This is a genomic window from Hydrogenovibrio sp. 3SP14C1, from assembly GCF_029625905.1.
Classification (GTDB): domain Bacteria; phylum Pseudomonadota; class Gammaproteobacteria; order Thiomicrospirales; family Thiomicrospiraceae; genus Hydrogenovibrio.
The window spans coordinates 109,824-133,435 of record NZ_JARTLM010000010.1 but is presented as its reverse complement, the minus strand read 5'-3'; the positions used below and the strand labels follow the sequence as shown (position 1 = coordinate 133,435).

The window sequence follows — 23,612 nt, the reverse complement described above, 5'->3', positions numbered from 1 at the left end:
GGGGAACTGAAAAGGTAGCTCATTAGCTAACCTTTTTCTATTCCTAGGTGTTGCACTTGCTTGTTGAATCTATGACTATAAAAGAAACGTGGTTTATTTAACCAAGTTGCTTATTTATGGTATTTCGGGCTTAGCTCTGTGACGGCGTTAATAAAAGCACCGGCGTGCTCAGGATCAATCTCCGGATGAATACCATGTCCCAAGTTAAAGACATGACCCGTTCCATGGCCATATTTCTCTAAAATAGTGGCGACTTCTTCACGAATTCTGGCTGGAGATGCATATAAGATACTCGGATCCATATTGCCTTGTAGCGCAACTTTATCCCCCACGCGTGCACGTGCTTCATCAATGTCAGTTGTCCAGTCCAATCCTAGCGCATCACAACCTGTTTCAGCCATTGATTCCAACCATTGACCACCACCTTTTGTAAACAGGATGACAGGCACTTTACGGCCATCGTTTTCACGTTTAAGACCATCGACGATTTTTGCCATGTAGTTTAATGAAAAGGCTTTGTAATCCCGTGGCGTTAAAACACCACCCCATGTATCAAAAATTTGTATGGCTTGTGCGCCCGCTTCAATTTGTGCATTTAGGTAAGCAATAACCGAATCCGCTAATACATCTAAAATATGGTGAAGCGTTGCAGGTTCGTCATACATCATCGCTTTGATTTTCGCGTAAGTTTTGCTCGAGCTGCCTTCGACCATATAGGTTGCCAAGGTCCAAGGGCTACCAGAGAAACCAATCAGCGGTACTCGGCCGTCTAAGGCTTTACGGATGGTGCTGACCGCATCCATTACATAGCCTAAATCCGAAGCCATATCCGGAACGAATAATTTTTTCGCGTCAGCCATGCTTCTAACCGGCTTGTCAAAAATTGGACCTTCGCCTGTTTTAAAACGTAACTCTAGCCCCATTGCATCTGGAATCGTCAAAATATCAGAAAACAGGATGGCGGCATCCAGCGGATAACGTTCAAGGGGCTGCAAGGTGACTTCGCATGCCAGTTCCTTATTACGGCATAAATCCATAAAAGAGCCTGCCTGTTGACGCGTTGCGCGGTACTCAGGTAAGTAGCGACCTGCCTGGCGCATCATCCAAACGGGCGTCTGGTCAACAGGCTCTTTGAGTAGGGCACGTAGTAAACGGTCATTTTTTAGCTCCGCCATAGGGAATCCTTTTATTTTAGCTAATACGGTCAAAATGAGACGGCTGATTGCAACAGCATAAGATCTCAAAAAATTTAATGGGTTATTTTAACGGTTGATGACATGAAAATGTTATAAAAAGTGTGCTAAATCATATCGATTGTTATCGATTGACGGGATTTAAGCGATCAATGGCATAAGGTGAGTGTATTTTGACAAACATTGCGCCTTGAAATAAAAAACCAAACCCGCGCGCTTCAATGACTTTGCCTTCAAGTTCTTCGAGGTCATCATAATTGAAACGATCCCAGTCGGCTTCACGAATACGAATCCCTGTCGTGTCCATATTGAGAATATAGTTGTTTGAGCTTTTATCGACTTTGACGACCTTGCCTCTGTAAATATGATAACCCTCATCATCTGTCGTGATGTTGGAAGAAGGGGCGACCGGATAATTTAAATCAGGGCGTTTTTCCGCCAGACTCCAAAGAGCAACCTTGTTTTGCCGGGCATCTTTTTCAGCTTGATAATAGCATTGTTGATGTAATTCATTTGGTGGCTCGGATTGGGCAAGTGCCAGACCACTTTCAAGCACCAGTTTTTGTAAATTAACAATTTTATCGCCCTCTTTGACATAAAGGTGGACATAAGTTCGATAAAATTCATCGGAGCGTTTTTGATCGTATTCCACGCCGACATTGAGGTTATGGTTTGCCAATATCGTATTAAGGTTGGCTTGTGATGCTTTGGAAAGAGGCTGGCCTGAGGTATAAAACTTTTGTTTCTTTTCAATTTGGGGCGCTTCTACCCCAATCAAGCGATATTGCTTATTTTGAATAATGACCGTATCACCGCTTAAAGCAAAGCTGGCTTTGACCCAGACATCAATCTTTTTAGGGGCACAGTCATCAGCATGCGCTATAAACGGCACTAAGAAGAGTAGGGCACTGATAAAAAGCAGCGGTATCGGTGTTCTGTGGATAAATGATTTCATAGCGCTTATTGTATAGTCTTTTGCGTAGAATTGAAAAGCAAAATGCACCAAGGCCAAAAGCAATCGTTACATCACTATACTAGGCTGTCTATGGACTGAAAAGTAGAGGAAAGGAATCGGGGGCGGAAAATAAAAAAGGCCGAAAAGACGGCCTTTTTTGGGTATTTTGTAACGTTTACAAAATAGTGAACTGAAGTGCTTACTTGCGCATACCGTATTTTTGACGGAATTTTTCAACACGACCTTCTGTATCAACAAGTGATTGCTTACCTGTGAAGAAAGGATGTGATGCACTAGAAACTTCGATACGAACTAGTGGGTATTCTTTACCGTCTAAAGTAATGGTGTCGCCAGAAGTCTTTTCAATCGTTGAACGAGTTAAAAAGGTTTCACCAGTAGAGATATCCTGGAAAACAACTTCATTATATTCTGGATGAATGCCTGCTTGCATGATGACGGTCCATTGTATTATGTAGCTTTCGATTTACCTTTTATCATTTTTGCTAAGTGATTAGTTTGGTTAACCAACTAAGTAAATCACTAGCAATCAGGCAAAGCTGAATAGCCACTATGTTTAAAAAAGAAAGCGAAATTATAGAACTAAAAAACTAAATTGCAAGAAAAATCATCAATTAATTAATGAACTTACTGAAAATTTTGCCTGCTAGTAACCTTTATAAGGCTTTCACAGGCCTTGCGATACGATTATCGTTTCATCGCTGTAAAGAGTTCGTCATTCGTTTTGGTTACTTTTAGTTGATCAATTAAAGTTTCAATTGCTTCAACTTCGTTATTTAAGCCCTGTAAGAAACGGCGTAAAATCCAAATGTTTTGTAGCTCATCAGGTGTGGTGAGTAATTCTTCTTTACGCGTTCCAGATTTCTCGATATTGATCGCAGGGAAAGTTCGTTTCTCAGCAATACTACGAGATAAGTGGAGTTCCATGTTCCCCGTTCCTTTGAATTCCTCAAAGATTACTTCGTCCATTTTCGAACCAGTATCAACCAATGCGGTCGCGATAATGGTCAAAGACCCCCCTTCTTCGATATTTCGAGCGGCCCCGAAGAATCGTTTAGGACGATGAAGCGCATTGGCATCCACACCACCGGTCAAGATTTTCCCTGAAGATGGCACAACCGTGTTGTAAGCACGTGCTAGACGTGTAATGGAATCAAGTAGTATGACCACATCTGTTTTATGTTCAACCAGGCGCTTGGCTTTTTCAATGACCATTTCAGCGACCTGAACGTGCCGTGTTGCTGGTTCATCAAACGTAGATGAAATGACTTCCCCTTTAACGGTTCTTTGCATTTCAGTCACTTCTTCCGGGCGTTCATCAATAAGTAGAACAATCAAGTAGGCTTCCGGGTGATTTTCCGCAATGGATTGTGCAATCTGTTGCAGAATAACCGTTTTCCCTGATTTTGGCGGTGCGACAATCAAGCCACGTTGGCCTTTACCAAAGGGAGCAGCGATGTCGATGATTCGCGTTGTGATATCTTCGGTAGTGCCGTTCCCTGATTCCATTTTCAAACGTTCTTGAGGATGAAGCGGTGTCAGGTTTTCAAATGCGATTTTCTTACGAGCAACGTCCGGGTCTTCAAAGTTGATACGCTCGACTTTCAACAGCGCAAAATAACGTTCACTGTCTTTAGGCGGGCGAATTTTACCTTGAATCGTATCCCCTTTACGGAGTCCAAAGCGTCTGATTTGACTTGGCGAGACATATAAATCATCCGGTCCAGCCAAGTAAGAGCCATCTCCAGATCGAAGAAAACCAAACCCATCCGGTAGGATTTCTAATACGCCTTCACCATAGATGTCTTCGCCGCTTTTAGCATGCGCTTTTAAAATGGCGAAAATAATTTCTTGTTTTTTTAATCGGGCTAGATTTTCTAGACCTTTTTCAGCAGCGATGTCTAAAAGAGCGGCGGCTGACATTTTTTTGAGATCGTTTAAATTCATAAATATGTAACTGTCTTTGAGTTAATTGAATTGGGTTTGGAGATTGTTTAGAGAAATGAATAGGATGATTTAGAGTAACTGCGTCCTTTAGAAGGACGCAGTTTGCTTTGAAGACGAAAGCTTATAGGTTTCCGTCTAAGAAAGCACATAATTGTGATTTAGATAAAGCACCAACTTGGGTTGCATCAACTTCACCATTTTTAAATAGTACTAAAGTTGGGATGCCTCTGACACCATATTTTGGTGGAGTCGCTGGGTTTTCATCAATGTTTAGCTTAGCTACTTTAATTTTGCCAGCGTACTCACCTGCAACTTCATCCAAGATCGGGGCAATCATTTTACATGGTCCACACCACTCAGCCCAAAAATCCACTAATACTGGAAGGTCTGATTGTAGTACTTCACTGTCAAAATTTGCATCTGATGTCGCGATCATGTTGTCACTCATAGGTTGGTAACTCCTTAAAATTGTTTCTCTCGTTCTAACGCCTACACGAATGCCCGAATATTTTGGAGGGGAGTCGTATGAGAAGAAGCCAGAATCAAGATAAGATATTTCGCCTAGAAATATGGAAGGGTCTTTGCAGACAAACCCCCTGTTCATTATATGGCGAACGTTGAATTTTTGATATTTCGATAATTATTACATTGTTTTAGCCAATAATGCAAGAAAAAAATGAAATAGTTTTTATTTTGTTGCCTAAAAATCGCATAAAGCAATCAAAATCCTTATTAAATAAGGCTTTGGTTAGTTATTGGAACATAAAAATAGCGTGTTAAGTTCGGAATAAAAGATGCCTCAAGCCGCAAAATCCCTTAGGATATGCGCTAATAGAACGATAAAAGTTTGGTTACGTTTGAATGGATATTTCACATATATTAAATGACTTAAATGATGCACAACGCGAAGCCGTTACCGTGGAAGATCAGCATGCTTTGATTTTAGCCGGGGCGGGAAGTGGAAAGACACGAGTATTAGTGCACCGCATTGCCTGGCTCACTCAAGTAATGGGGTTTTCAGCTTATAATGTTTTGGCGGTGACCTTTACCAATAAAGCCGCCAGTGAGATGCGTGCCCGTGTGGAAGCCTTGATTGGTAGTCAGTCGCAAGGAATGACGATGGGTACCTTTCACGGCATCGCTTATCGATTGCTTCGCACGCACTATAAAGAAGTTGGACTGCCTCAGGGGTTTCAAATCCTTGATGCCGATGACCAGAAAAGAGTCATTAAACGTCTTTTGAAGGCATTGGAACTGGATGAGGCGCAGTGGCCTCACAAGCAAGTGCAAGCGTTTATCAACGGTGAAAAAGAAGAAGGACGGCGTCCCCATCATATTGATCCGGGGCATAATCCTTTCGTGCGCCAAATGGTGCAGGTCTACCAAGCCTATGAAGAGCAATGTAAACGAGCAGGCCTGGTCGATTTTGCGGAACTCTTATTAAGAGCGCATGAACTTTGGTTGAAAAACCCACAAGTCTTAGCGCATTATCAAGCACGGTTTCGCCATATTCTAGTGGATGAGTTTCAAGACACCAACAGTTTGCAATATGCTTGGCTCCGCGTGTTAGCGGGGGCGACTGGCCGATTGTTTATTGTGGGGGATGACGATCAATCCATTTATGGCTGGCGTGGGGCGAAAATCGAAAATATTCGTCGTTTTGATGAAGATTTTTCCGATGTTAAAACCGTTCGTTTGGAGCAAAATTACCGTTCTACAGGCACGATTTTGAAAGCGGCAAACGGCTTAATTGCTTATAACCAAGACCGTATGGGAAAAAACCTTTGGAGTGCGGGGGATGAAGGTGAGCCAATCCGAGTGTATGAAGCCTTTAACGATTTGGATGAAGCACGTTATGTCTGCAACCAAGTTGAAAACTGGTGTGAGCAGGGCGGTAGCCGTTCTGAAATAGCAGTTTTGTATCGTTCTAATGCGCAATCACGCGTGATGGAGCAAGCGTTGTTGCAAGCACAGATTCCTTATCGTGTTTATGGTGGACTGCGTTTCTATGATCGTGCCGAAATTAAAGATGTATTGGCTTACTTGCGTTTATTGGTAAACACCGAAGACGATGCCGCTTTTGAACGAGTTTATAATCAGCCTCCGAGAGGAATTGGGAATAAAACCGCCGATCAGATTCGTGAAGTGGCGAGAATGCAAGAAATCTCATTATGGCAAGCGGCTTCACAAATGGCGCAAGATGGTTTGACGGCTCGCGCAAAAACAGCCGTGAATGGTTTTTTATCTTTAATAGAGTCGTTAAAAGACAGCACGGAATCATTGAGTTTGCAAGATCAGGTTATTCAGGTGATCTCGCGTTCAGGCTTGCAATTGCATTTTGAAAAAGATACCTCTGAACAAGGCCAAAGCCGTCTTGAGAATTTGGATGAATTGATTAACGCGGTCAGTGTGTTTAAGCCGGTGCAGAATAATGAAAGTGTAGAGGGCGTTGTACCTGAAGAAATGGCGATGACCGAAGCCTTTGATCAACCCAATTTTGAAAATCCGTTGGCAGAATTCTTAGCTCAAGCGGCGTTGGAAGCTGGAGAACAACAAGCAGATCAATGGGAGTCATCGGTGCAATTGATGACGTTGCATGCCGCGAAGGGGCTAGAGTTTCCTTTGGTCTTTATGATTGGGCTGGAAGAAGGGCTTTTCCCATCTCAACAGTCACAAGAAGATCCTTATCGTTTAGAAGAGGAACGACGTTTGGCCTATGTTGGGGTGACGCGAGCTGAAAAACAATTGATGATTTCATTTGCCAATCGGCGTCGAATGCACGGCTCTGAATTTTATCCACTCCCATCACGCTTCATCAAAGAGATTCCGGAAGATTGTGTTCAAATGGTACGCTTGAGTGGCTCAGTTAAACCATACGGTGAAAGCGCCGGCCAATCCAGCCGAGGGTTCAGCATGCCAAATGAGTCTGGGTTTACGGTTGGAGAAAATGTCTTTCATCAAAAATTTGGAGAAGGCACAGTGCTGGGTACGGAAGGCGCGGGGGACCATGCCCGTATTCAAGTCAACTTCACACATGCCGGCACAAAATGGCTAGTTGCCGCGTTTGCCAAACTTGAGAAGCGCTAAATGTTTCAGGTAGATCAACTGTCAAAATGCCCTTATTTAAAGCCTGTTTCCTTTTCGCTTGCTGCGGAAGAGGTCTTGGTGCTTTCAGGCGTTTCCGGTTCTGGAAAGTCGGTTTTGTTACGCGCCATAGCGGATTTAGATCCGCATGATGGAGACGTGCGTTTGGAAGATAAACCTCAATCAAACTGGAAAGTGACCCAATGGCGTAAAAAAGTCATGTGGTTTCCAGCAGAAACCGCCTGGTGGGAAGACTCGGTCGCAACCCATTTCCCTGAAATACACGCTAAAAGTCGCCAGGACTGGTGGCTTTCCGCGTTAGATAAGCTGTATTTACCGTCCAGTATTTTAAAGAAACCAGTCGATAAATTGTCCAGTGGTGAAAAGCAGCGCCTAGCTTTGATCCGAGGATTAATCGAAATGCCTCAGGTATTATTGCTGGATGAAGTGACTGCAAATCTGGATCCGGAATCAACGTTAGCGGTTGAATCATTGATTTCGGAATATTTAATCGAGCAACAGGCTTGCGCTATTTGGGTCACGCATGATCCGCAGCAGGCAAAGCGTATTGGTAGCCAACAGCTTGAGTTGCACCGAGATACTGTCGCTTGAAAAGGTATTAAATTGAAGAGGATTCAAGTTTCATGACAGCTGCTTCTCACTCTTCCCAAACACCGAAGTTTTCGCCTAAACTGGAGCGAGCCCAGATTGCTTGGTCTACAGAAGGTGTACCAACGTCGATACTCTTTGATGATGTGTATTATTCCAAGTTAGATGGCATGGCGGAAGTTGCGTATATTTTCTTGAACCATAATAATCTGCCTGAACGCTTTGATGCTTTGTTGCCGACGGATCGATTCTGTATTGCGGAAACCGGTTTTGGCGCAGGATTAAACTTTTTGAAAACCTGCCTACTTTGGTTGGAAAAAGCGCCGCCCGGTGCACAATTACACTTTATTTCATTTGAAAAATTCCCGCTCACCCAGACGGAACTGGTAAAGGCTTTGAGTGCTTTTGACGAACTGAAAGAGATTTCTAAAGCCTTACTGGAAGCGCTTCCAATACCGTTGCCTGGCTGGCATGATGTATTGCTGTTTGATGAACGGGTTCGGCTTACCCTTTGGTTTGGCGATGCCTTGAAAGGATTGCCTGAATTTGATCTCAAAGTGGATGCTTGGTTTTTAGATGGCTTTACGCCACGCAAGAATCCCGAAATGTGGCGACCGGAATTGTATGTACAGATGGCAAGGCTGAGTAAAGAAACAACCACGTTTGCCACTTTTACGGCGGCGGGCGAGGTAAGAAGAGGGTTGGAACAGCATGGTTTTGAGGTCGAAAAAGCACCAGGTTATGCTAAAAAGCGAGAAATGTGCTTCGGGCGGTATGCGCACCCTCGGCCTTTTTCTTCCAAAGCGCCTTGGTTCGAATCACCTAAAGCGGCTAATCCAAGGCCGAAAAAAGCGGTCGTGATTGGTGCAGGCTTAGCTGGGGCTGCGGTTGCGCACCAATTGGCTTCTCAGGGCCTTTCGGTCACGGTGTTAGAGCAAGAAACGGCGGTGGCTCAGCAAGCTTCCGGTAATCTTGCCGGTGCGATTCATCCATTGGTAACCGCGGATTGGAATGTACGCAGTCAATTTTATCTAAAGGGATTTGAAAGCGGTCTGCGATGGTTGCGCCCGTGGTTTGACTCGCAAAGCATTGTGGGTCAACAAAATGGCTTAATGCAGTTGACGATGACGGACACCATGCATCATCGATTACAAGAGGCTTTAACAAGAGTGGGATTGCCGAAGTCATTTGCTTATTGGTGTGATGCAAACCAAGCCAGTGAGTTGATTGGTCAGAAAACAGACCATGAAGGACTCTTTTTTCCGGAAGCTGGCTGGGTTCAGCCAGCTTCTGTGGTGATACAGTGTCTTGCGCATGATTCAATTGAGTTAAAATTAAAAGAAAGGGTTGTTTCCTTGCAGTCGTTGACTGAAAAAAATGACCAGGCCTGGCAGATTTTGACACCCTGTCATACCTATCATGCTGATGTGGTGGTGGTTGCAACGGGAGCGTTAAATGATGCTTTGAATCAGCAGTTGAATTTACCCATTCGTCCTGTCAAAGGGCAAGTATCTCACTTTCAAACAGCTGATGTAAAAGGTACATTAAAGACGACCGTGACGCATCGGGGGTATTCCATGAGCGGAAATTTTGGAACGGATTCGCCTTATGCTGCGATTAGTGGAGCAACCTTTGAAGCACCAGACTTATCCTCCGAGTTATCTCAAGCCTCTCAGTCAGAAAATCAACGCTTAGCTCATGAAGCATTACCTGATTGGTTAACGACCTCTAATGTGACTGAAGGTAAAGTTGGTTTTCGTCCGACAACACCGGATCATTTACCCTTAATTGGTGCGGTGCCCGATTTTGAGTGGATGAAAACAGCCTATTTTGAACAATCACATACCCACGCAGTTTATCGCTACGCCGAACAACGTTACCAAGCTGGGCTATATGTGTCCAATGGTCATGGTGCTCGAGGTTTAATGTCGGTATTTTTAGCAGCAGAAGTGATTGGCGGAATGGTTTCTGGTGCCGACCCAGTCCTGCCAAAAAGTTTGTATCATGCAGTGCACCCTGCACGTTTTGCCATCCGACATTGGCGAAGCGGAAAATCGATGCTGTAAAGCATTTTTTTATAAATTAAGCTTTTTAAGACTGTTTACACTGTTCTAATGGTTAGAATCGCGTAAAATGACTGCCATAAATTTATTTTAAAGTATCGTTTAGGTACACTTACTACTATCGTAATCTTCTTTATAAGGAATCTGTATGAAAATTGTTTTGATACTCGCAGGGGTCATTATTTTAGCCATTATGTTTGACTGGTTTGGTAGTCGGGAGATGATTAAGTCAGGGTTGGATTCGACACAATCAGCCTTCGATAAAGTTCAGACGACGGGCGATGATATTTCAGAATCAGTAGAAAGAATCAGTAATGCGCAGAAAGGAGCAGAGTGAATATGAAATTGTTTAAGCAGTTACGTAAGTTTATTTTAGTGGTCGGGATGGGGTCTGTTTCAATGGGCGCTTATGCGATTGAAGGCAATGCCGGCCTAGATTTATCATTGTCGAATGATGCTGGGAATATTGGACTTTATTCTTTGCGTGAAACCCCACATGAGTTGACAAACTTGGGGGCGGACTTCCTTTTTAACAGTAAAAGTGATCGTTTTTTAGATGTTTATGGCAGTTTGGCACGAAAAGGTTTATTAGGGAATAAAAATCTTGAGCTGGGCTTAAAAGGAAAGTTATTTTATATCGATGAAGATAAAAATAATCTAAGCGGTTACGGTCTGATGATTGGTGGCCTAGGTCGTTATTGGTTACCGACGGAAATTCCAACCGCCTTCGCAATGGAGTATTTATATGCGCCTTCGATTGTCACGTCTGGTGATGCGGACACCGCTTCAGAATTCAATGCGCGTGTTGAAATGAGAATTCTACCGAGTGCGGTTGGTTATGTCGGTTACAGAAAATTGAATGTTGAGTTTAATGAAAGTAACTATGAAGTGGATGATAGTTTTCATCTTGGGGTGAGAGTTGCCTTTCAGTAAAGTTTAAGTGATTTAAAAAGGCTCCTTAAAGGAGCCTTTTTTATTTCTGCGGCTTAATAACTTAGGTTGCTTTATATCCTGGAATTTGGCTGTGATCAACCTCATCAATCTGGCTGGGGTTTAAGTAAGCTTTTGCATAGGTCAAATAGACCTTGTCTCGGATAAACAAGTTGAACAAATCTGGATCAATATGGCCGTCTTGTTTCATGAATCCTAAAATACGTAAGCTTTCAGAGAGGGTTTTGGCTTTTTTGTAAGGCCGATCACCCGCTGACAAAGCTTCAAAGATATCAGCAATCCCCATGATTCTAGCCGGTATGGACAACTCTTCGCGGGTTAGTTGATCAGGGTAGCCCTGTCCATCCATTCTTTCGTGGTGTCCGCCCGCGTATTCAGAAACGCGCTGTAGTTCTTTCGGGAAAGGTAATATATCCAACATATGAATCGACATTGCTGCATGATCTTGCATAATGTTTCGTTCTTCATCATTTAACGTGCCGCGCGGAATGTTTAAGTTAAGAAATTCATCGGCTGTTAACATTGGCTGTTCAGTGCCTTCCAGTGTTCGATAAAGTTCAGATTGAATACTTTTTAAAAAATCGGCAGATGATTCATTGAAAAATACCTGGCCAATATTAATGTCTTGTAGTCGTTGAGAGTATTCAAAGTACTTTTTTTGTGAGGCCTCTATTTCCTTTGTAGGGATATTATGTTGTTGTGCAAGCGATTGAAATGCTTTTAAATTCAAGCGAGTTTTAATGAGTTCTATCCGGTCGAACACCGTTTCCAGCTTGGTTGATTTATCCATGATGTATTCAGGGGTCGTCAATTTGCCGCAATCATGAAGCCAGGCGGCAGTTTCCAGTTCAAACAAATCGTTTTCGTCCATCTGAAAGGTTTTAAAATCAGGGTGGTTCGATTCAGAGGCCGCTTTGGCTAACATCATCGTAATAACCGGCACTCTTTGACAGTGTTCACCGGTATAGGGAGATTTTTTATCAATTGCATCAGCGACCATTTTGCTGAAGGCTTCAAACAGTTGTTTGTGTTCATCAATCAGCTGACGGTTAGTTAGCGCAATAGACGCTTGGGAGGCCAAAGAGCGGACCAAGCTCTCTGACTCTTTTGAGAACGCAATCACGTTTCCTTGCTCATCCATCGCATTGACCAGTTGTAAGACACCAATGACTTCTTGGTCAAAGTTTTTAAGCGGAATGGTCAGCATCGACTTTGTTCGATAATGTACCTGCTGATCAAAAGCCAAGGCACCGGAAAAATCAAAAGCTTGGCCGGAATAGATGTCTTCGATGTTAACCATGTTGCCTTTGATGGCGACATAGCTGGCAACGGTCGTCAGATTTTCTTCACCAGTTGCTAAGGTTAGTGCAATGGGTGGAAAGGAAATGGCATCCGGGTGGTTGCCTCCGAGTTTAATATCTAGCGAGGTGTTTTGTACCACATCAAAATGAAGTTGTTGTTGATCGATGACACGGTATAAAGTTCCTCCATCCGCATGGGTCAAGGATTGTGCACTGGTTAATATCTGTTGCAAAAGAGTGGGGGTATCGCTTTCCGCAGACAGTGCAATACCGACTTGGTTCAGTTGTTCAATCTTTTCGAGTAAAGAGTCGGTCATGGGGGAACTCTATGAAATGGAAAGCCCAGTTTGACATAATTTATTTATAATGTAAATTGTGTTTAAGGGCGCTGTTTTGCCTTACATGATGACTTAATAATAATTCAGGTTACCGAAATGCAGTTGCGAATTTTAGGATGTAGTGGCGGGGTTTCGTCAGGTCAAGGGACCACTGCATTTTTGGTGGATAATACCTTGATGGTGGATGCCGGAACGGGTGTGGAAACGTTGACGTATCAGGAGATGCTTCAGGTTGAAACGGTTGTCTTGACGCATAGCCATTTGGATCATGTTTCGCATTTACCTTTCTTGTTGAATAACCTTATTAATAGCGCACATAAAACCATTCAAGTCTATGCGCTACATCATACGGTTGAAGCCCTCAAAAAGCATATTTTCAATGACGTTATCTGGCCTGATTTTACGACTTTGCCTACTCATGATCGTCCTTGTGTACACTTAAATATTGTAAAATACGGTGATGTATTGTCATTTGGGGATAAGCAAGTAGTGGTTTTGCCTGTTCATCATTCTGTTCCGACTGCAGGCTATTGGATCGGTAACGAAGAAGCGGCGTTTGCCTTTAGTGGTGATTGTTCTCAAAACGATGCCTTGTGGCAAGCATTGAATAATTTGCCACCTGTCGATATGTTGATTATGGACAATCAATATTCAAAAATTGATAAAAGCATCAGTGAGTTGGCGAAACATTACTACCCTGACGCCCTTAAATTTGACCTTGAAAAATTGAATTATCGACCCTCGCTGTTTATTTCGCATCTGCCGGTGCATCACAAAGAAATGGTGATGAAAGAAATTCGAAAAGTACTCTCAAGTTGGAAGCCCAGCGTATTGGAAGCCGGTCAAATTTATACTGTGGCGACAGCGAAAAAACAATGATTGTTAGGAGCAATTCCGGGATGGAATTATTTAAAGTGTTGGTGGTTGAAGATAATCTAGTCAACCAGAAAGTCGCGGTAGCGTTGTTGGCGAAAATGGGATATCAGGCCGATGTCTCAGGCAATGGTCAAGAAGCTTTGGAGGCTTTGGACAAAACAGCTTATGACCTGATTTTAATGGACTGTCAAATGCCAGTGAAAGATGGGTATGAAACGACACGAGCCATTAGAAAACTGGAAAGCCCGCTTTCGGAGATTCCGGTTATTGCGATGACGGCCAATGCGATGGCCGGTGATGATGAAAAGTGCTACGAAGCAGGAATGGATGATTATATGACCAAACCCATTGATTCTAAGTTGATGGCAGAAAAAATTGCTGTTTTCGCACAGCAAAAACAAAATGTTACGGAAGTAAATAATCAGTGATATTGAACTGAATACAGAGTATATGAGAAGACCATGAACCAAAAAATTGGCTTGTTGATTATTGGAGATGAAGTGTTGTCTGGCAAGCGACAAGATAAACACTTGAACCAAGCAAATGCTTTGTTAAAACCTAGAGGGCTGGAGTTGACCTGGGTAAACATTTTAGGCGATGAACCCGGTTTCTTGGTGGACACGCTTAAATCCAGTTTTGAGTCGGGCGATATTGTGTTTTCCTTTGGCGGAATTGGAGCGACACCGGATGACAGAACTCGTCAGGCGGCAGCAAAAGCCCTAGGCTTGCCGATTGAACGACACCCGGATGGGGTTAAAGAAATTGAAGCACAGTTTGGGAAAGAGGCTTATCCTCAACGTATTCGAATGGCGGAGTATCCGAAAGGTGCGACGATTATTCCCAATTTTTATAACCGAGTGCCAGGATTTTCGATTCAGAATCATCATTTTATGCCTGGCTTTCCAATGATGGCGAAGCCAATGATGGAATGGGTGCTGAACCAATATTATCCGCATTTAAAACTGGAACCTAAGGTTGAAAAAACCATTCGTTTGATTGATGGGCATGAGTCTGAATGGATCACATTTATGGAGGCGTTTGAAGTCGAGTTTCCAACCTTACGTCTATTTAGTTTGCCGAGTATTTCAGAGCAAGGTGATCGCACAATCGAACTGGGCGTTGAAGGGTATGAAGCGGACGCTCAAAAAGGGTTGGATGCGCTGATCAGCGAAGCCAATAAGCGAGAAGCTTCGTTTGAACTTATATAGAGAATGCTGTTGAAGACGAATACCATAGATGTGCTGATTATTGGTGCCGGTGCATCGGGGCTGATGTGTGCCGCCACAGCGGGTTATCGTGGGCGAGAGGTATGGGTTCTCGATCATGCCCCTAAAGCAGCGGCGAAAATTCGAATTTCCGGCGGAGGAAAATGCAACTTTACCAATCAAGTGGTTACGCCAAACGACTTTATTTGTCAAAATCCGCATTTTGTTAAAAGTGCATTGGCTCGATACCAACCTCAAGATTTTATTGATCTGGTTGATCGACATGGATTGGAATATGAAGAGCGGGAGCTTGGAAAGTTGTTTTGCCGACATCGTGCTGGAGACTTGATTCATATTTTGAAAACTGAATGTGACTGGGCGGGGGTGAACCTTCAATTAAATACTTCTGTGAAGGCCATTACAAAATTAACACCGAAAACGCTTGCTGAAGCGGCGTTTCGAGTTGAAACGAGTGAGTATTTTATTGAGTGTCAATCGTTGGTGATCGCGACGGGTGCGCTTTCTTTTCCTAAGCTCAAAGCGAGCAATTTTGGTTACCAAGTTGCGAAACAGTTTGGCTTAAAACGAATTTCAAATCGACCTGGCTTGGTTCCTTTGGTTTTTGAAGGTAAGTGGCGAGACTTTTGTCATCAACTGAGTGGGATTGCATTGGATGTTAGCATCAGTACATTTGATGGTCAGCAAGAAAAATGTTTTGAAGAAGCCATGCTATTCACGCATCAGGGCATCAGTGGGCCAGGCGTATTGCAGATTTCCAATTACTGGCGGCCGGGTCAACCGATTAAAATTAATCTGCTGCCTAAGCTGGATGTTTTGGCGGAGTTGATGCGATTAAAACAAACTAATGCATCTCTGGTGCGTTGGCTGCAGCAGTTTTGGACAAAGAAATTTACCCAGGCCTGGCTGGAAATGTTTCCCATTGCGACTAAATTAGCTGACCTGCCCAATGAAGAGATCGAGCGGTTTGCTCAACAGATAACGCACTGGACGCTTTATCCCAGTGATACCGCAGGCTATGACAAGGCCGAAGTGACTTTAGGAGGGGTCGATACCGATGAGGTGTCGTCTAAAAACTTTGAAGCCAAGAAAGTACCGGGACTCTACTTTATTGGAGAAGTCTTGGATGTAACAGGGCATCTAGGTGGCTATAACTTTCAATGGGCTTGGTCTTCCGGGTTTGCGGCTGGGCAAACCGTATAACTGATATAATAAGCTAGGAAAACAAACAGAGACAAGACATGAATTTATTAGATTTAAAACCTGAAACGCGTGAACCGTTTTCGAAAACAGTACAGACTTTGATTCAAAAACATCAGATGGATCCTAATGAGATTTTTATGAATGTTTTGGAAAGCCAAGAAGCGCCTGAAATGAATTATTGGATGATGAAGGTTTTGATTCAAGAGCATTTTGTCTCACCTCAGCAAGAGGTGGCAAAAGATGCGGAAGGAACTTCTGTTAAACCTTTGCAGGCAGCCTGCTTGTTATCGAATGTGGGCGCTTTGGCGGCGTTGTTGGAAGTCAATGCTTTTCAGGGAGAGGTAACAGGGCGAGAGTTTCAACTGGCTGCTCGTATTGCTTCAAAGCAGGAAGATCAGGCTTTGTTGGGCGTGATTATGAAATATGCTCAAGAGACGGGAAGCTTGGAGTTGTTTATGCGTGAACTGCAATCCGCCCCGATGCAATAATAGCGTTTTTGCAAGAATAAATACTCTTTTGATAGTTAAAAGCTATCATTCTAGTTAAAACAATTAATTTTACTTATTTATTTTTTCGCATAGAATGAGTTTTGTATTCAAAATTAACTGTTTTTTATGAACTTAGCGCTTTTGTTTAACATCGCTAAGTCGTTAACTAGGGAGAAAAATATGTCTCAAGCTTTAGAAAACAAAGAAGGTCAAACCGTTCCAAGTGTTGTCTGGCCAACGCGTCAAAATAATGAATGGGTCAATGTAAAAAGTGATGATATCTTTAAAGGTCGCACGGTTGTCGTGTTTTCTTTGCCAGGTGCGTTTACCCCAACTTGCTCTTCTTCTCATTTACCTCGTTACAATGAACTTGCACCGGTTTTCTTTGAAAACGGTGTAGACGAAATTGTGTGTTTATCCGTTAATGATACGTTTGTCATGAACGAATGGGCAAAAGATCAAGAATCGACCAATGTTACTTTAATTCCGGATGGAAACGGTGAATTCACTGACGGCATGGGCATGTTGGTGGATAAAGCCGATTTAGGATTTGGGAAACGTTCATGGCGTTACTCAATGCTGGTTAAAGATGGTGTTGTTGAAAAAATGTTTATCGAGCCGAGTGTACCAGGCGACCCATTCGAAGTGTCGGATGCGGATACGATGTTGGAATACATCAACCCTAACGCGCAACCTAAGAAAGTAGCGACAATCTTTACAAAGCCAGGTTGCCCATTCTGCGCGAAAGCGAAGGCGGCTCTAGAAGATGCCGGGATTGAGTATGAAGAAATTACCGTTTCACATTCTGATGTGACTTCTCGTACACTGCGCGCGGTGGCCAATGCGGATACCGTTCCGCAAGTGTTTATGGAAGGGAAGCATATTGGGGGCTCTGACGATTTAGCGGCTTATTTAGCAAAATAATCGACAGTTCTTTACCGGAAAAACCACCAGGCCTGGTGGTTTTTTCTTTAATATTAATCATTCAAGAATCTCTATTTATCCAAGCCAGAAAAGATAAATAGCGATTTTTAAAAGAGGAAAACACATGCAATATGATTATGATCTGATTGCCATTGGAGCAGGAAGTGGTGGCCTGTCCGTTGTGGAAAGAGCAGTAGGGTATGGCAAAAAGTGCGCCGTTGTTGAAGCCAAAAAAATGGGTGGTACTTGCGTTAATATTGGATGTGTGCCTAAAAAAGTCATGTGGTTTGGCGCGCAAATCGCCGACTCTTTAAGAGATGCCCCGGATTTCGGGTTCCACGTGGAACGAAAAGGCTTTGACTGGTCCGAGCTGGTGAAGCGTCGTGAACAATATATTTCTAACATTACCACTTGGTATGGCGGCTATTTCAAGGAGTTAGGCATTGACGTGCTAGAAGGCTGGGGAAGCTTTGTCGATGAACATACCGTTTCAGTTGACGGCAAGTTGGTCACCGCAGAAACAATCGTAATTGCGCCCGGCGGAACGCCGTTTATTCCAAATGAAACTGAAAATGCTGATTTGGGAATTACGTCTGATGGTTTTTTCGAGTTAACAGAACAACCGAACAAGGTCGCAGTCATCGGCAGTGGGTATATTGGTGTTGAGATTGCAGGGGTGTTACAGGCACTAGGTACTGAAACCACTCTCATCAGCCGTAAAGACCTTGTGTTGCGCGGTTTTGATGATATGGTGCGTGAAACCTTGACCGATGCCATGATTGAAAGTGGCATTAAAAAAGAATATCACTTTAAAGTGAAAAAACTCATTAAAGCCGCTGATGGAACCCTCACGATTGAATCGGAAGATGGTCAGCATTTAGAAGGGTTTGATGAAGTTATTTGGGCTGTGGGTCGTGAAACCTTAACTGAGCCATTAGCTTTGGATAAAGTCGGGCTTGTGCCGAATGGTCGAGGCTATATTGATGTGAATGAGTATCACCAAACACAAGTATCCAATATTTATGCAATTGGCGATGTGACAGGACAGGCGCAGCTAACCCCTGTTGCAATACGAGCCGGGCGTTATTTAGCGGAACGTTTGTATAACAACCAGCCTGAGCTGAAAATGGATTTATCAAAAGTGCCGACCGTCGTGTTTTCTCACCCGCCCGTTGGTGTGATTGGGCTAGCAGAACATGATGCTCGTAAAGAATATGGTCATGATAATGTTGAGGTTTATAGTGCGGTGTTTACCCCGATGCGTTATGCCTTTACCGAACATCAAATTAAAACAGCGTTAAAGCTGGTATGTGTCGGAGAAGACCAAAAAGTGGTTGGCATTCATATTGTCGGTGATGGTGCAGATGAAATGTTGCAAGGCTTTGCTGTAGCGGTTCAGATGGGCGCAACTAAAGCGGATTTGGATGCTACGATAGCGATTCACCCTTCTTCTTCAGAAGAGCTGGTGACCATGCAACCGATGATTTTAAAATAACCTTTTTTCAAGTGCTTCACGTTTCATGTGAAGCACTGGCTTTATCGTTTAATCTGGATTAGATGATATTTTTTTGAGCGTGCCTAAATTGGTGACGGCGGTATTGTCATCAATCATGGTATATCGCATGGTCATGCCTTTGGCCATGCCTTCCAAGTAAGTCACTAAGACGTCTTTTCCTTCTGTCTTGTAGCGCACCTTTTCAACGACATCCTTTGTCTCTGTTTCACCAGGTCGAAAGATCATCGTCATTTCTACTTGGCCTGTTAAATGCCATTTTCCAGCTAAAGGTCCTGGATCTGAGGTATTAGAACAGGCGGAGATAATGACCAAAAACAAACTGAAGACAAGTGTATAAAGAAGTTTCATATAAAATCCTTTTTTGTTTTTTATAAAAATTTAAGTATTTTAAATTCATTTAACAGCATTAATCGTATTTTAAGATAAAGAAAGTTTTTGGATGCTGTCCAGTATCCAAGCCACATCAGGCAGTATTTTTTCATCGCTGGGTTTGAATTTTCCCGTGCGAACCAGTGCTGCTTGTAAACCAGCGTTAACGGCGCCTTCCACATCACCTCGGACATCATCTCCAATCATTAAACATTGATTAGCAGGCACACCTGTCGAGGCGACGACTTCGTCAAAAAAAGTTTTATCCGGTTTTCCGGTAATAATGGCGTGCGTATCACTGGCCCATTCCAATGCATGGACAAAAGCGCCCGCGTCCAGCTTGAATCCTTCGGCATCTTTGTAATATTTGTTGTTACCGATACCAATTAAAGGGTAGCCCTGCTCAAGCAAATTGAAGGCTTTATTCAAGCTTTGATAGGTCAAGTTCTCTTGAGCGTCTCCCAGCAACACACAATTTGGGTTTGTTTGATTGATGTCTGCAAATTCGGGTTTTAAAAGGCTATGAATTAAACAGTATGGTCGAAGTTGATGATGTAAAAGGTACTGTCTAGCAGCTTTCGGTGCGGTAAAAAGCTCGGTTTCTTTCACATCAAATCCAAGCTGATCCAGTTGTTTTAAAATCATGTCACTGGGTTGGCTGGCCGTATTGGTGACAAAGCGAAGAATAAAGCCTTGCTGCTTTAAACGACGGACCGCTTCAACCGCACCAGGAAGGGCTTTTGTTCCGATATAGAGTACGCCACTGAGATCAAACAGCACGGCTTTAATATTGGGGTTGGAAGGAGAAGTCATAATCATCATCTTTCAGTATAAGGAATTTAATCTTAGCAAAAAGACCCAGTGAAACGAAGTGTGTTGTTAATTGCTTGACTGTTCGTTACCCAAGTCCAAATGTAGTAAGGGTTCTTTACGATGCCCAAGGTTGGATTGATAGTTTAATTGGAGTGATTCACTTTGATTAAACCACTGATGCATTTGCTGTTTGGACTGCTGGACAGCAGAAGCTAAATCTTTACCCTGAGCAAGGAACGTTGCAATGGCGGATGAAAAGCTGCATCCGGTACCATGTGTATGAGAGGTTTGAATACGAGGGCTTGAAAAGGGCATAGGAGAATGACCTGGCTGAAGTAATACATCGGTCGCCAGATTGGTTTCCAAGCCATGTCCCCCTTTTGCCACCATCGCTTGGACACCCATATTAACAAACGCGTCACTGATCGTGTCCAGTTCAGGAGCAATGTCATGAAAATCTTTGCCTAAGAGGTGGTTGATTTCAGGTAAGTTTGGAGTAATGACAGTGGCTTTAGGAAACAGTTGTTCTTTTAAGCCCGCCACCGCATTTTCGTCTAAAAGAGGATGCCCACTCGAGCTGATGAGTACGGTATCTAACACGATATTTTTCAGTGAGTACTGAGTGATTTTGTCAGCGACCACGTGAATTAAGTCTGCATTGGCAAGCATGCCGATTTTGACCGCATCCACCTTAATGTCCTGCAGCAAGGTCTCCAGCTGATGGCTTAAGGTGTCGGCCGAGGTCGCAGCAACGTGCGCAACGCCTTGGGAATTCTGTGCTGTTAGAGCGGTAATGCAAGTCAGGGCGTAGCCTCCTAGCGCATGGATACTTTTCAAATCAGCTTGAATTCCAGCGCCGCCATAAGGGTCAGACCCTGCAATGCTCAATACGGTGGGGGTGTGATTAGACATAGGGCAACGCTCTTGTTTGATAGGCCTCATTAAATGTGTCGATGAGTTTTTGTGCACTTTCCATTGTTGTATAGCCAGGCAGATTGAGTCCATTAATCATGGCGATACCGTTCGCTCCAGCTTGTATGACGTCAGTAAGATTATGCCGTTGAATACCACCAATGGCAACCACGGGAACATTCAACGTTTCCACCCAATGTTGAAGATTAATTAAACCGGTTGTTAGGTAAGATAACTGTTTGCTTTGGGTTTCAAAAATGGGGCCAATGGCAATGTAAGAGGGCTGTATGGTTAATGCCGAGTCAATTTCTTCTGGTGTGTGCGTGCTGATCCCTAATCGAATACCTGCCTGATGGAGTGCAGACAGGTTGGCCTGCAAAACATCCTCTTGCCCTAAATGTACGCCATAACTGTTGAGATAAAGTGCCATTTCCCAAAAATCATTGATGAAGAGCCTGGCTTGGTAGGACTTAGCAAGGCGATCGGCTTGCGCCAATTCATTTTCTAATGATTGTCCGTCTAAATCTTTTACACGAATTTGAGCGGTAGTGATGCCGGCGTCAAAAAGGGGTTTCAGTTTCTCAGCACGATCCACCAGCGGGTAAATACCCAGTGGTTTGTCAGGAGAATGACAGGTTTGGAATTGCATGATGGTTCCTTAAAACGGCCAGGCCTGGTTAATTTTGATGCCAAAAAGGCGTGCCAAGCACCGGGGTTGAAGGTGATGCCAGATCTCTTTCCTGCATCGTGCCAGCATCAAACGCATACACGCCTGCTTCAACGGCGGACTTGAAAGCTTTTCCCATAGTGATTGGATTGGGTGATAACGCTACCGCAGAGTTGAGTAGGATGCCGTCATACCCCATTTCCAAAGCTTGAACGGCATGAGATGGTTTTCCAATGCCGGCATCGACGATGAGTGTTAAATCTGGAAATCTCTGTCGGATTGCGTTTAGGTTGTATGGATTCATCAACCCTTTGCCCGAACCGATCGGTGAGCCCCAAGGCATTAGAATATTGCACCCTGCATCCACTAACCGTTGCGCTAAAACTAAATCATCTGTTGTGTAAGGAAAGACTTCAAAGCCCTCATTCACTAAAAATTCAGTCGCTTTCAGGAGCTCGAAGGGGTCGGGTTGCAAATTGTATTGGTCGCCGATCACTTCCAATTTGATCCAGTTGGTTTCAAAGACTTCACGCGCCATTTGAGCGGTGGTAATGGCTTCTTTCGCTGAATGGCAGCCTGCTGTATTGGGCAGAACATGACAGTTTAAAGACTTAATCATGTCCCAAAACGTTTTTCCGGCTTGGTCGCCGGCTGATTGCCGACGTAATGATACGGTGACAATTTCAGCACCAGAAGCCTTAATCGCCCCTTGCATCGCTTGGGGAGAGGAGTAAAGCGCCGAGCCGATTAATAAACGGCTATTAAGCGTTTTTCCGCCTACCGTCCATGACATGGGAGACGGTTTTTGAGCGTGTTCAGGTGTCAGGTTCATTTAACCTCCTTGCATCGGTGCGACGATTTCAATGCGATCATCTGTTTGAATGGACGTTTTTTCATACTGGCTGCGCGGTACGAAAGCTTCGTTGATGGCAACCGCAAAATTGTGTTCCTGATAGCGCAAATGAATTAGCAGATCGGTCAAAGATAATGAGGCGGGAACCGCCGTTATCTCATCATTGATCTGGACAGTAATGGTCGTCATATGTCTTTCCTTTTAAGTAAGACTAAGCTGCTGAATCAGACAGGATAGGGGTTTCGTTTAAGGCTTTTTCAACCACAGCAGGAGCTAATAAATAGCCATGGCGGTATAAGCCATTAATGCGAGTAGTTTTATTCTCATGTTGGATTCGCGGTAAATTATCTTTTAATGCTGGGCGACAGTTAGTGAGCATTTTGACAATGCGTGCTTCTCCAAATCCGGAATGTACGCTGTAAACGGCTGAAAGCAATTCCAAACTGGAACGCACAGACATGTCACTTTGATCTTCACTTTCAATTTCAGTGGCGCCCACCACATAACGATGATGGGGGCGTGGCACAATGTAAATTCGATAACGCGGATGCATTAAGCGCACCGGTCGAGAAAGTGAGACATCCGGTGCATCAAGCCAAAAGACTTCTCCTCTGACACCTCGAAGGTCGGAAATATCAGGTTTAGCGCCTAAGCCTCTCGCATCAAAGACCCAGTCAAAATCAGTGCATGCTTCACTGGTTTCAATTTGACCGTTAGACACTCGGGACACGATTTGATGCGTTTTCCATTTAACCGAAGGGTGTTTCTGTAAGAAAACTGTGCTTTGTTCCATGAACTGCTGTGCATTGACCTGCGCTTCTGTGGGCAGAAAAAACGCCTTTGTGTGCTGAGTGAGTTCGGGTTCCAAAGCTGTAATTGCAGCTTGATCCAATGTTTCAATTGAAGCAGCGGCCGGAATTTTTGATTGTAATTGAGTAATAAAATGCACTAATTCAGGCATGTCCGAACGATGAGCGGTGACTAAGCTGCCCTGTTTTTGAAATGCATGAGGAACCTTTATTTGTGCCAACAGTTCAGGCCAAAGTTGAATGGAGCGCATGCCGGCATCAAAGATGGCGGACTCGGCTGTTTCCAGTTCAGCAAAAGGTGCCAGCATCCCGGCCGCCACCAGCCCGGCGGCATTTTCAGACGCAGTGGAATCTTTTTCAAATAAGGTCACTTTGTGACCCGATTTGATTAAGTTCAACGCCAAAATGCGCCCGACCAGTCCAGCACCGGCAATGCCAATGGTTTGTGTTGTCATAATCAACTCCTCGCGTTACGACAACAAAGGTCGCAACGACGTGAA

Annotated in this window: 25 protein-coding genes; 12 read left to right on the top strand and 13 right to left on the bottom strand. The window is 43.8% G+C overall.

The features are described from left to right. Positions 1-110: 110 nt before the first annotated feature. The 5 genes from hemE to trxA form a co-directional block, all read right to left on the bottom strand. On the bottom strand, positions 111-1,175 hold the full coding sequence (gene hemE, locus P8629_RS09865) for a uroporphyrinogen decarboxylase (protein WP_278165964.1): 1,065 nt from the start codon (positions 1,173-1,175) through the stop codon (positions 111-113). Positions 1,176-1,317: 142 nt separating this feature from the next. Next, positions 1,318-2,148 (bottom strand): thermonuclease family protein, encoded by an 831-nt coding sequence (locus P8629_RS09860; RefSeq protein WP_278165963.1) that lies wholly within the window; start codon positions 2,146-2,148, stop codon positions 1,318-1,320. 199 nt (positions 2,149-2,347) lie between these two features. Beyond that, the gene (locus P8629_RS09855; RefSeq protein ID WP_011369547.1) at positions 2,348-2,599 is read right to left on the bottom strand and encodes a type B 50S ribosomal protein L31; all 252 of its coding nucleotides are present in this window, start codon (positions 2,597-2,599) and stop codon (positions 2,348-2,350) included. 254 nt (positions 2,600-2,853) lie between these two features. After that, positions 2,854-4,113 carry a transcription termination factor Rho gene (rho, locus tag P8629_RS09850; RefSeq protein WP_278165962.1) on the bottom strand — a complete coding sequence of 420 codons (1,260 nt, stop codon included), beginning with the start codon at positions 4,111-4,113 and terminating at the stop codon, positions 2,854-2,856. Between the two features lie 121 nt (positions 4,114-4,234). Beyond that, positions 4,235-4,561 (bottom strand): thioredoxin TrxA, encoded by a 327-nt coding sequence (gene trxA / locus P8629_RS09845; protein WP_135794853.1) that lies wholly within the window; start codon positions 4,559-4,561, stop codon positions 4,235-4,237. Positions 4,562-4,974: 413 nt separating this feature from the next. Between trxA and uvrD the strand changes: the two genes are divergently transcribed. The 5 genes from uvrD to P8629_RS09820 all read left to right on the top strand — a co-directional run bounded on the left by uvrD (position 4,975) and on the right by P8629_RS09820 (position 10,802). Next, a complete protein-coding gene (gene uvrD, locus P8629_RS09840) occupies positions 4,975-7,200 on the top strand; it encodes a DNA helicase II (protein WP_278165961.1) in 2,226 nt (741 codons plus the stop codon). Further along, complete coding sequence (locus tag P8629_RS09835; RefSeq protein WP_278165960.1) at positions 7,201-7,809, top strand: ABC transporter ATP-binding protein; 609 nt, start codon at positions 7,201-7,203, stop codon at positions 7,807-7,809. A 32-nt stretch (positions 7,810-7,841) separates the two neighbouring features. Further along, positions 7,842-9,872, top strand: a complete 2,031-nt coding sequence (mnmC, locus tag P8629_RS09830; RefSeq protein WP_278165959.1) for a bifunctional tRNA (5-methylaminomethyl-2-thiouridine)(34)-methyltransferase MnmD/FAD-dependent 5-carboxymethylaminomethyl-2-thiouridine(34) oxidoreductase MnmC — start codon at positions 7,842-7,844, stop codon at positions 9,870-9,872. A gap of 145 nt (positions 9,873-10,017) precedes the next feature. Then, a complete protein-coding gene (locus tag P8629_RS09825) occupies positions 10,018-10,206 on the top strand; it encodes a hypothetical protein (protein ID WP_278165958.1) in 189 nt (62 codons plus the stop codon). 2 nt (positions 10,207-10,208) lie between these two features. After that, on the top strand, positions 10,209-10,802 hold the full coding sequence (locus P8629_RS09820) for a YfaZ family outer membrane protein (protein ID WP_278165957.1): 594 nt from the start codon (positions 10,209-10,211) through the stop codon (positions 10,800-10,802). Between the two features lie 61 nt (positions 10,803-10,863). Here P8629_RS09820 and P8629_RS09815 read toward each other — a convergent pair whose 3' ends face one another. Next, entirely contained in the window at positions 10,864-12,438 is a 1,575-nt protein-coding gene (locus tag P8629_RS09815) for an HD family phosphohydrolase (RefSeq protein WP_278165956.1), read from the bottom strand. Between the two features lie 117 nt (positions 12,439-12,555). Here P8629_RS09815 and P8629_RS09810 point away from each other — a divergent pair, with 117 nt between their 5' ends. The 7 genes from P8629_RS09810 (at position 12,556) to gorA (ending at position 18,668) form a co-directional block, all read left to right on the top strand. Next, positions 12,556-13,338, top strand: a complete 783-nt coding sequence (locus tag P8629_RS09810) for a 3',5'-cyclic-nucleotide phosphodiesterase (protein ID WP_278165955.1) — start codon at positions 12,556-12,558, stop codon at positions 13,336-13,338. Between the two features lie 20 nt (positions 13,339-13,358). Beyond that, the gene (locus P8629_RS09805; RefSeq protein ID WP_278165954.1) at positions 13,359-13,763 is read left to right on the top strand and encodes a response regulator; all 405 of its coding nucleotides are present in this window, start codon (positions 13,359-13,361) and stop codon (positions 13,761-13,763) included. A 33-nt stretch (positions 13,764-13,796) separates the two neighbouring features. Beyond that, positions 13,797-14,543, top strand: a complete 747-nt coding sequence (locus P8629_RS09800) for a competence/damage-inducible protein A (RefSeq protein ID WP_278165953.1) — start codon at positions 13,797-13,799, stop codon at positions 14,541-14,543. A 3-nt stretch (positions 14,544-14,546) separates the two neighbouring features. Continuing rightward, positions 14,547-15,761 (top strand): NAD(P)/FAD-dependent oxidoreductase, encoded by a 1,215-nt coding sequence (locus P8629_RS09795; protein ID WP_278165952.1) that lies wholly within the window; start codon positions 14,547-14,549, stop codon positions 15,759-15,761. A gap of 38 nt (positions 15,762-15,799) precedes the next feature. Continuing rightward, a complete protein-coding gene (locus P8629_RS09790; RefSeq protein WP_278165951.1) occupies positions 15,800-16,249 on the top strand; it encodes a hypothetical protein in 450 nt (149 codons plus the stop codon). A 180-nt stretch (positions 16,250-16,429) separates the two neighbouring features. Further along, positions 16,430-17,173 (top strand): glutathione peroxidase, encoded by a 744-nt coding sequence (locus tag P8629_RS09785; protein ID WP_278165950.1) that lies wholly within the window; start codon positions 16,430-16,432, stop codon positions 17,171-17,173. A 124-nt stretch (positions 17,174-17,297) separates the two neighbouring features. Then, positions 17,298-18,668 (top strand): glutathione-disulfide reductase, encoded by a 1,371-nt coding sequence (gorA, locus tag P8629_RS09780; protein ID WP_278165949.1) that lies wholly within the window; start codon positions 17,298-17,300, stop codon positions 18,666-18,668. A gap of 48 nt (positions 18,669-18,716) precedes the next feature. Here the strand turns inward: gorA and P8629_RS09775 are convergent, their stop codons facing one another. From P8629_RS09775 to thiO, 7 genes are all read right to left on the bottom strand, one after another. Then, entirely contained in the window at positions 18,717-19,037 is a 321-nt protein-coding gene (locus tag P8629_RS09775; RefSeq protein WP_278165948.1) for a hypothetical protein, read from the bottom strand. Between the two features lie 69 nt (positions 19,038-19,106). Next, positions 19,107-19,871: a TIGR01458 family HAD-type hydrolase gene (locus tag P8629_RS09770; RefSeq protein WP_278165947.1), complete on the bottom strand. Its 765-nt coding sequence runs from the start codon at positions 19,869-19,871 to the stop codon at positions 19,107-19,109. Between the two features lie 66 nt (positions 19,872-19,937). Continuing rightward, positions 19,938-20,783 (bottom strand): bifunctional hydroxymethylpyrimidine kinase/phosphomethylpyrimidine kinase, encoded by an 846-nt coding sequence (gene thiD / locus P8629_RS09765; protein ID WP_278165946.1) that lies wholly within the window; start codon positions 20,781-20,783, stop codon positions 19,938-19,940. After that, on the bottom strand, positions 20,776-21,432 hold the full coding sequence (locus tag P8629_RS09760; RefSeq protein ID WP_278165945.1) for a thiamine phosphate synthase: 657 nt from the start codon (positions 21,430-21,432) through the stop codon (positions 20,776-20,778). Before P8629_RS09760 ends, thiD begins: the two co-directional genes overlap by 8 nt. A 28-nt stretch (positions 21,433-21,460) precedes the next feature. Then, a complete protein-coding gene (locus P8629_RS09755; RefSeq protein WP_278165944.1) occupies positions 21,461-22,282 on the bottom strand; it encodes a thiazole synthase in 822 nt (273 codons plus the stop codon). Further along, a complete protein-coding gene (gene thiS / locus P8629_RS09750; RefSeq protein WP_278165943.1) occupies positions 22,283-22,492 on the bottom strand; it encodes a sulfur carrier protein ThiS in 210 nt (69 codons plus the stop codon). Between the two features lie 22 nt (positions 22,493-22,514). Beyond that, the gene (gene thiO / locus P8629_RS09745) at positions 22,515-23,567 is read right to left on the bottom strand and encodes a glycine oxidase ThiO (RefSeq protein WP_278165942.1); all 1,053 of its coding nucleotides are present in this window, start codon (positions 23,565-23,567) and stop codon (positions 22,515-22,517) included. Positions 23,568-23,612: the final 45 nt, after the last annotated feature.

Excerpts from the sequence above, each read along its gene's own strand:
- P8629_RS09805 (WP_278165954.1), top strand. The coding sequence starts at position 13,359 with ATGGAATTATTTAAAGTGTTGGTGGTTGAAGATAATCTAGTCAACCAG.
- P8629_RS09795 (WP_278165952.1), top strand. The coding sequence starts at position 14,547 with ATGCTGTTGAAGACGAATACCATAGATGTGCTGATTATTGGTGCCGGT.
- P8629_RS09800 (WP_278165953.1), top strand. The coding sequence starts at position 13,797 with ATGAACCAAAAAATTGGCTTGTTGATTATTGGAGATGAAGTGTTGTCT.
- P8629_RS09815 (WP_278165956.1), bottom strand. The coding sequence starts at position 12,438 with ATGACCGACTCTTTACTCGAAAAGATTGAACAACTGAACCAAGTCGGT.
- P8629_RS09775 (WP_278165948.1), bottom strand. The coding sequence starts at position 19,037 with ATGAAACTTCTTTATACACTTGTCTTCAGTTTGTTTTTGGTCATTATC.
- P8629_RS09760 (WP_278165945.1), bottom strand. The coding sequence starts at position 21,432 with ATGCAATTCCAAACCTGTCATTCTCCTGACAAACCACTGGGTATTTAC.
- mnmC (WP_278165959.1), top strand. The coding sequence starts at position 7,842 with ATGACAGCTGCTTCTCACTCTTCCCAAACACCGAAGTTTTCGCCTAAA.
- P8629_RS09860 (WP_278165963.1), bottom strand. The coding sequence starts at position 2,148 with ATGAAATCATTTATCCACAGAACACCGATACCGCTGCTTTTTATCAGT.
- P8629_RS09825 (WP_278165958.1), top strand. The coding sequence starts at position 10,018 with ATGAAAATTGTTTTGATACTCGCAGGGGTCATTATTTTAGCCATTATG.
- P8629_RS09835 (WP_278165960.1), top strand. The coding sequence starts at position 7,201 with ATGTTTCAGGTAGATCAACTGTCAAAATGCCCTTATTTAAAGCCTGTT.
- thiS (WP_278165943.1), bottom strand. The coding sequence starts at position 22,492 with ATGACGACCATTACTGTCCAGATCAATGATGAGATAACGGCGGTTCCC.
- hemE (WP_278165964.1), bottom strand. The coding sequence starts at position 1,175 with ATGGCGGAGCTAAAAAATGACCGTTTACTACGTGCCCTACTCAAAGAG.
- thiD (WP_278165946.1), bottom strand. The coding sequence starts at position 20,783 with ATGTCTAATCACACCCCCACCGTATTGAGCATTGCAGGGTCTGACCCT.
- P8629_RS09770 (WP_278165947.1), bottom strand. The coding sequence starts at position 19,871 with ATGACTTCTCCTTCCAACCCCAATATTAAAGCCGTGCTGTTTGATCTC.
- trxA (WP_135794853.1), bottom strand. The coding sequence starts at position 4,561 with ATGAGTGACAACATGATCGCGACATCAGATGCAAATTTTGACAGTGAA.
- gorA (WP_278165949.1), top strand. The coding sequence starts at position 17,298 with ATGCAATATGATTATGATCTGATTGCCATTGGAGCAGGAAGTGGTGGC.
- thiO (WP_278165942.1), bottom strand. The coding sequence starts at position 23,567 with ATGACAACACAAACCATTGGCATTGCCGGTGCTGGACTGGTCGGGCGC.
- P8629_RS09790 (WP_278165951.1), top strand. The coding sequence starts at position 15,800 with ATGAATTTATTAGATTTAAAACCTGAAACGCGTGAACCGTTTTCGAAA.
- rho (WP_278165962.1), bottom strand. The coding sequence starts at position 4,113 with ATGAATTTAAACGATCTCAAAAAAATGTCAGCCGCCGCTCTTTTAGAC.
- P8629_RS09810 (WP_278165955.1), top strand. The coding sequence starts at position 12,556 with ATGCAGTTGCGAATTTTAGGATGTAGTGGCGGGGTTTCGTCAGGTCAA.
- P8629_RS09785 (WP_278165950.1), top strand. The coding sequence starts at position 16,430 with ATGTCTCAAGCTTTAGAAAACAAAGAAGGTCAAACCGTTCCAAGTGTT.
- P8629_RS09755 (WP_278165944.1), bottom strand. The coding sequence starts at position 22,282 with ATGAACCTGACACCTGAACACGCTCAAAAACCGTCTCCCATGTCATGG.
- P8629_RS09855 (WP_011369547.1), bottom strand. The coding sequence starts at position 2,599 with ATGCAAGCAGGCATTCATCCAGAATATAATGAAGTTGTTTTCCAGGAT.
- P8629_RS09820 (WP_278165957.1), top strand. The coding sequence starts at position 10,209 with ATGAAATTGTTTAAGCAGTTACGTAAGTTTATTTTAGTGGTCGGGATG.
- uvrD (WP_278165961.1), top strand. The coding sequence starts at position 4,975 with ATGGATATTTCACATATATTAAATGACTTAAATGATGCACAACGCGAA.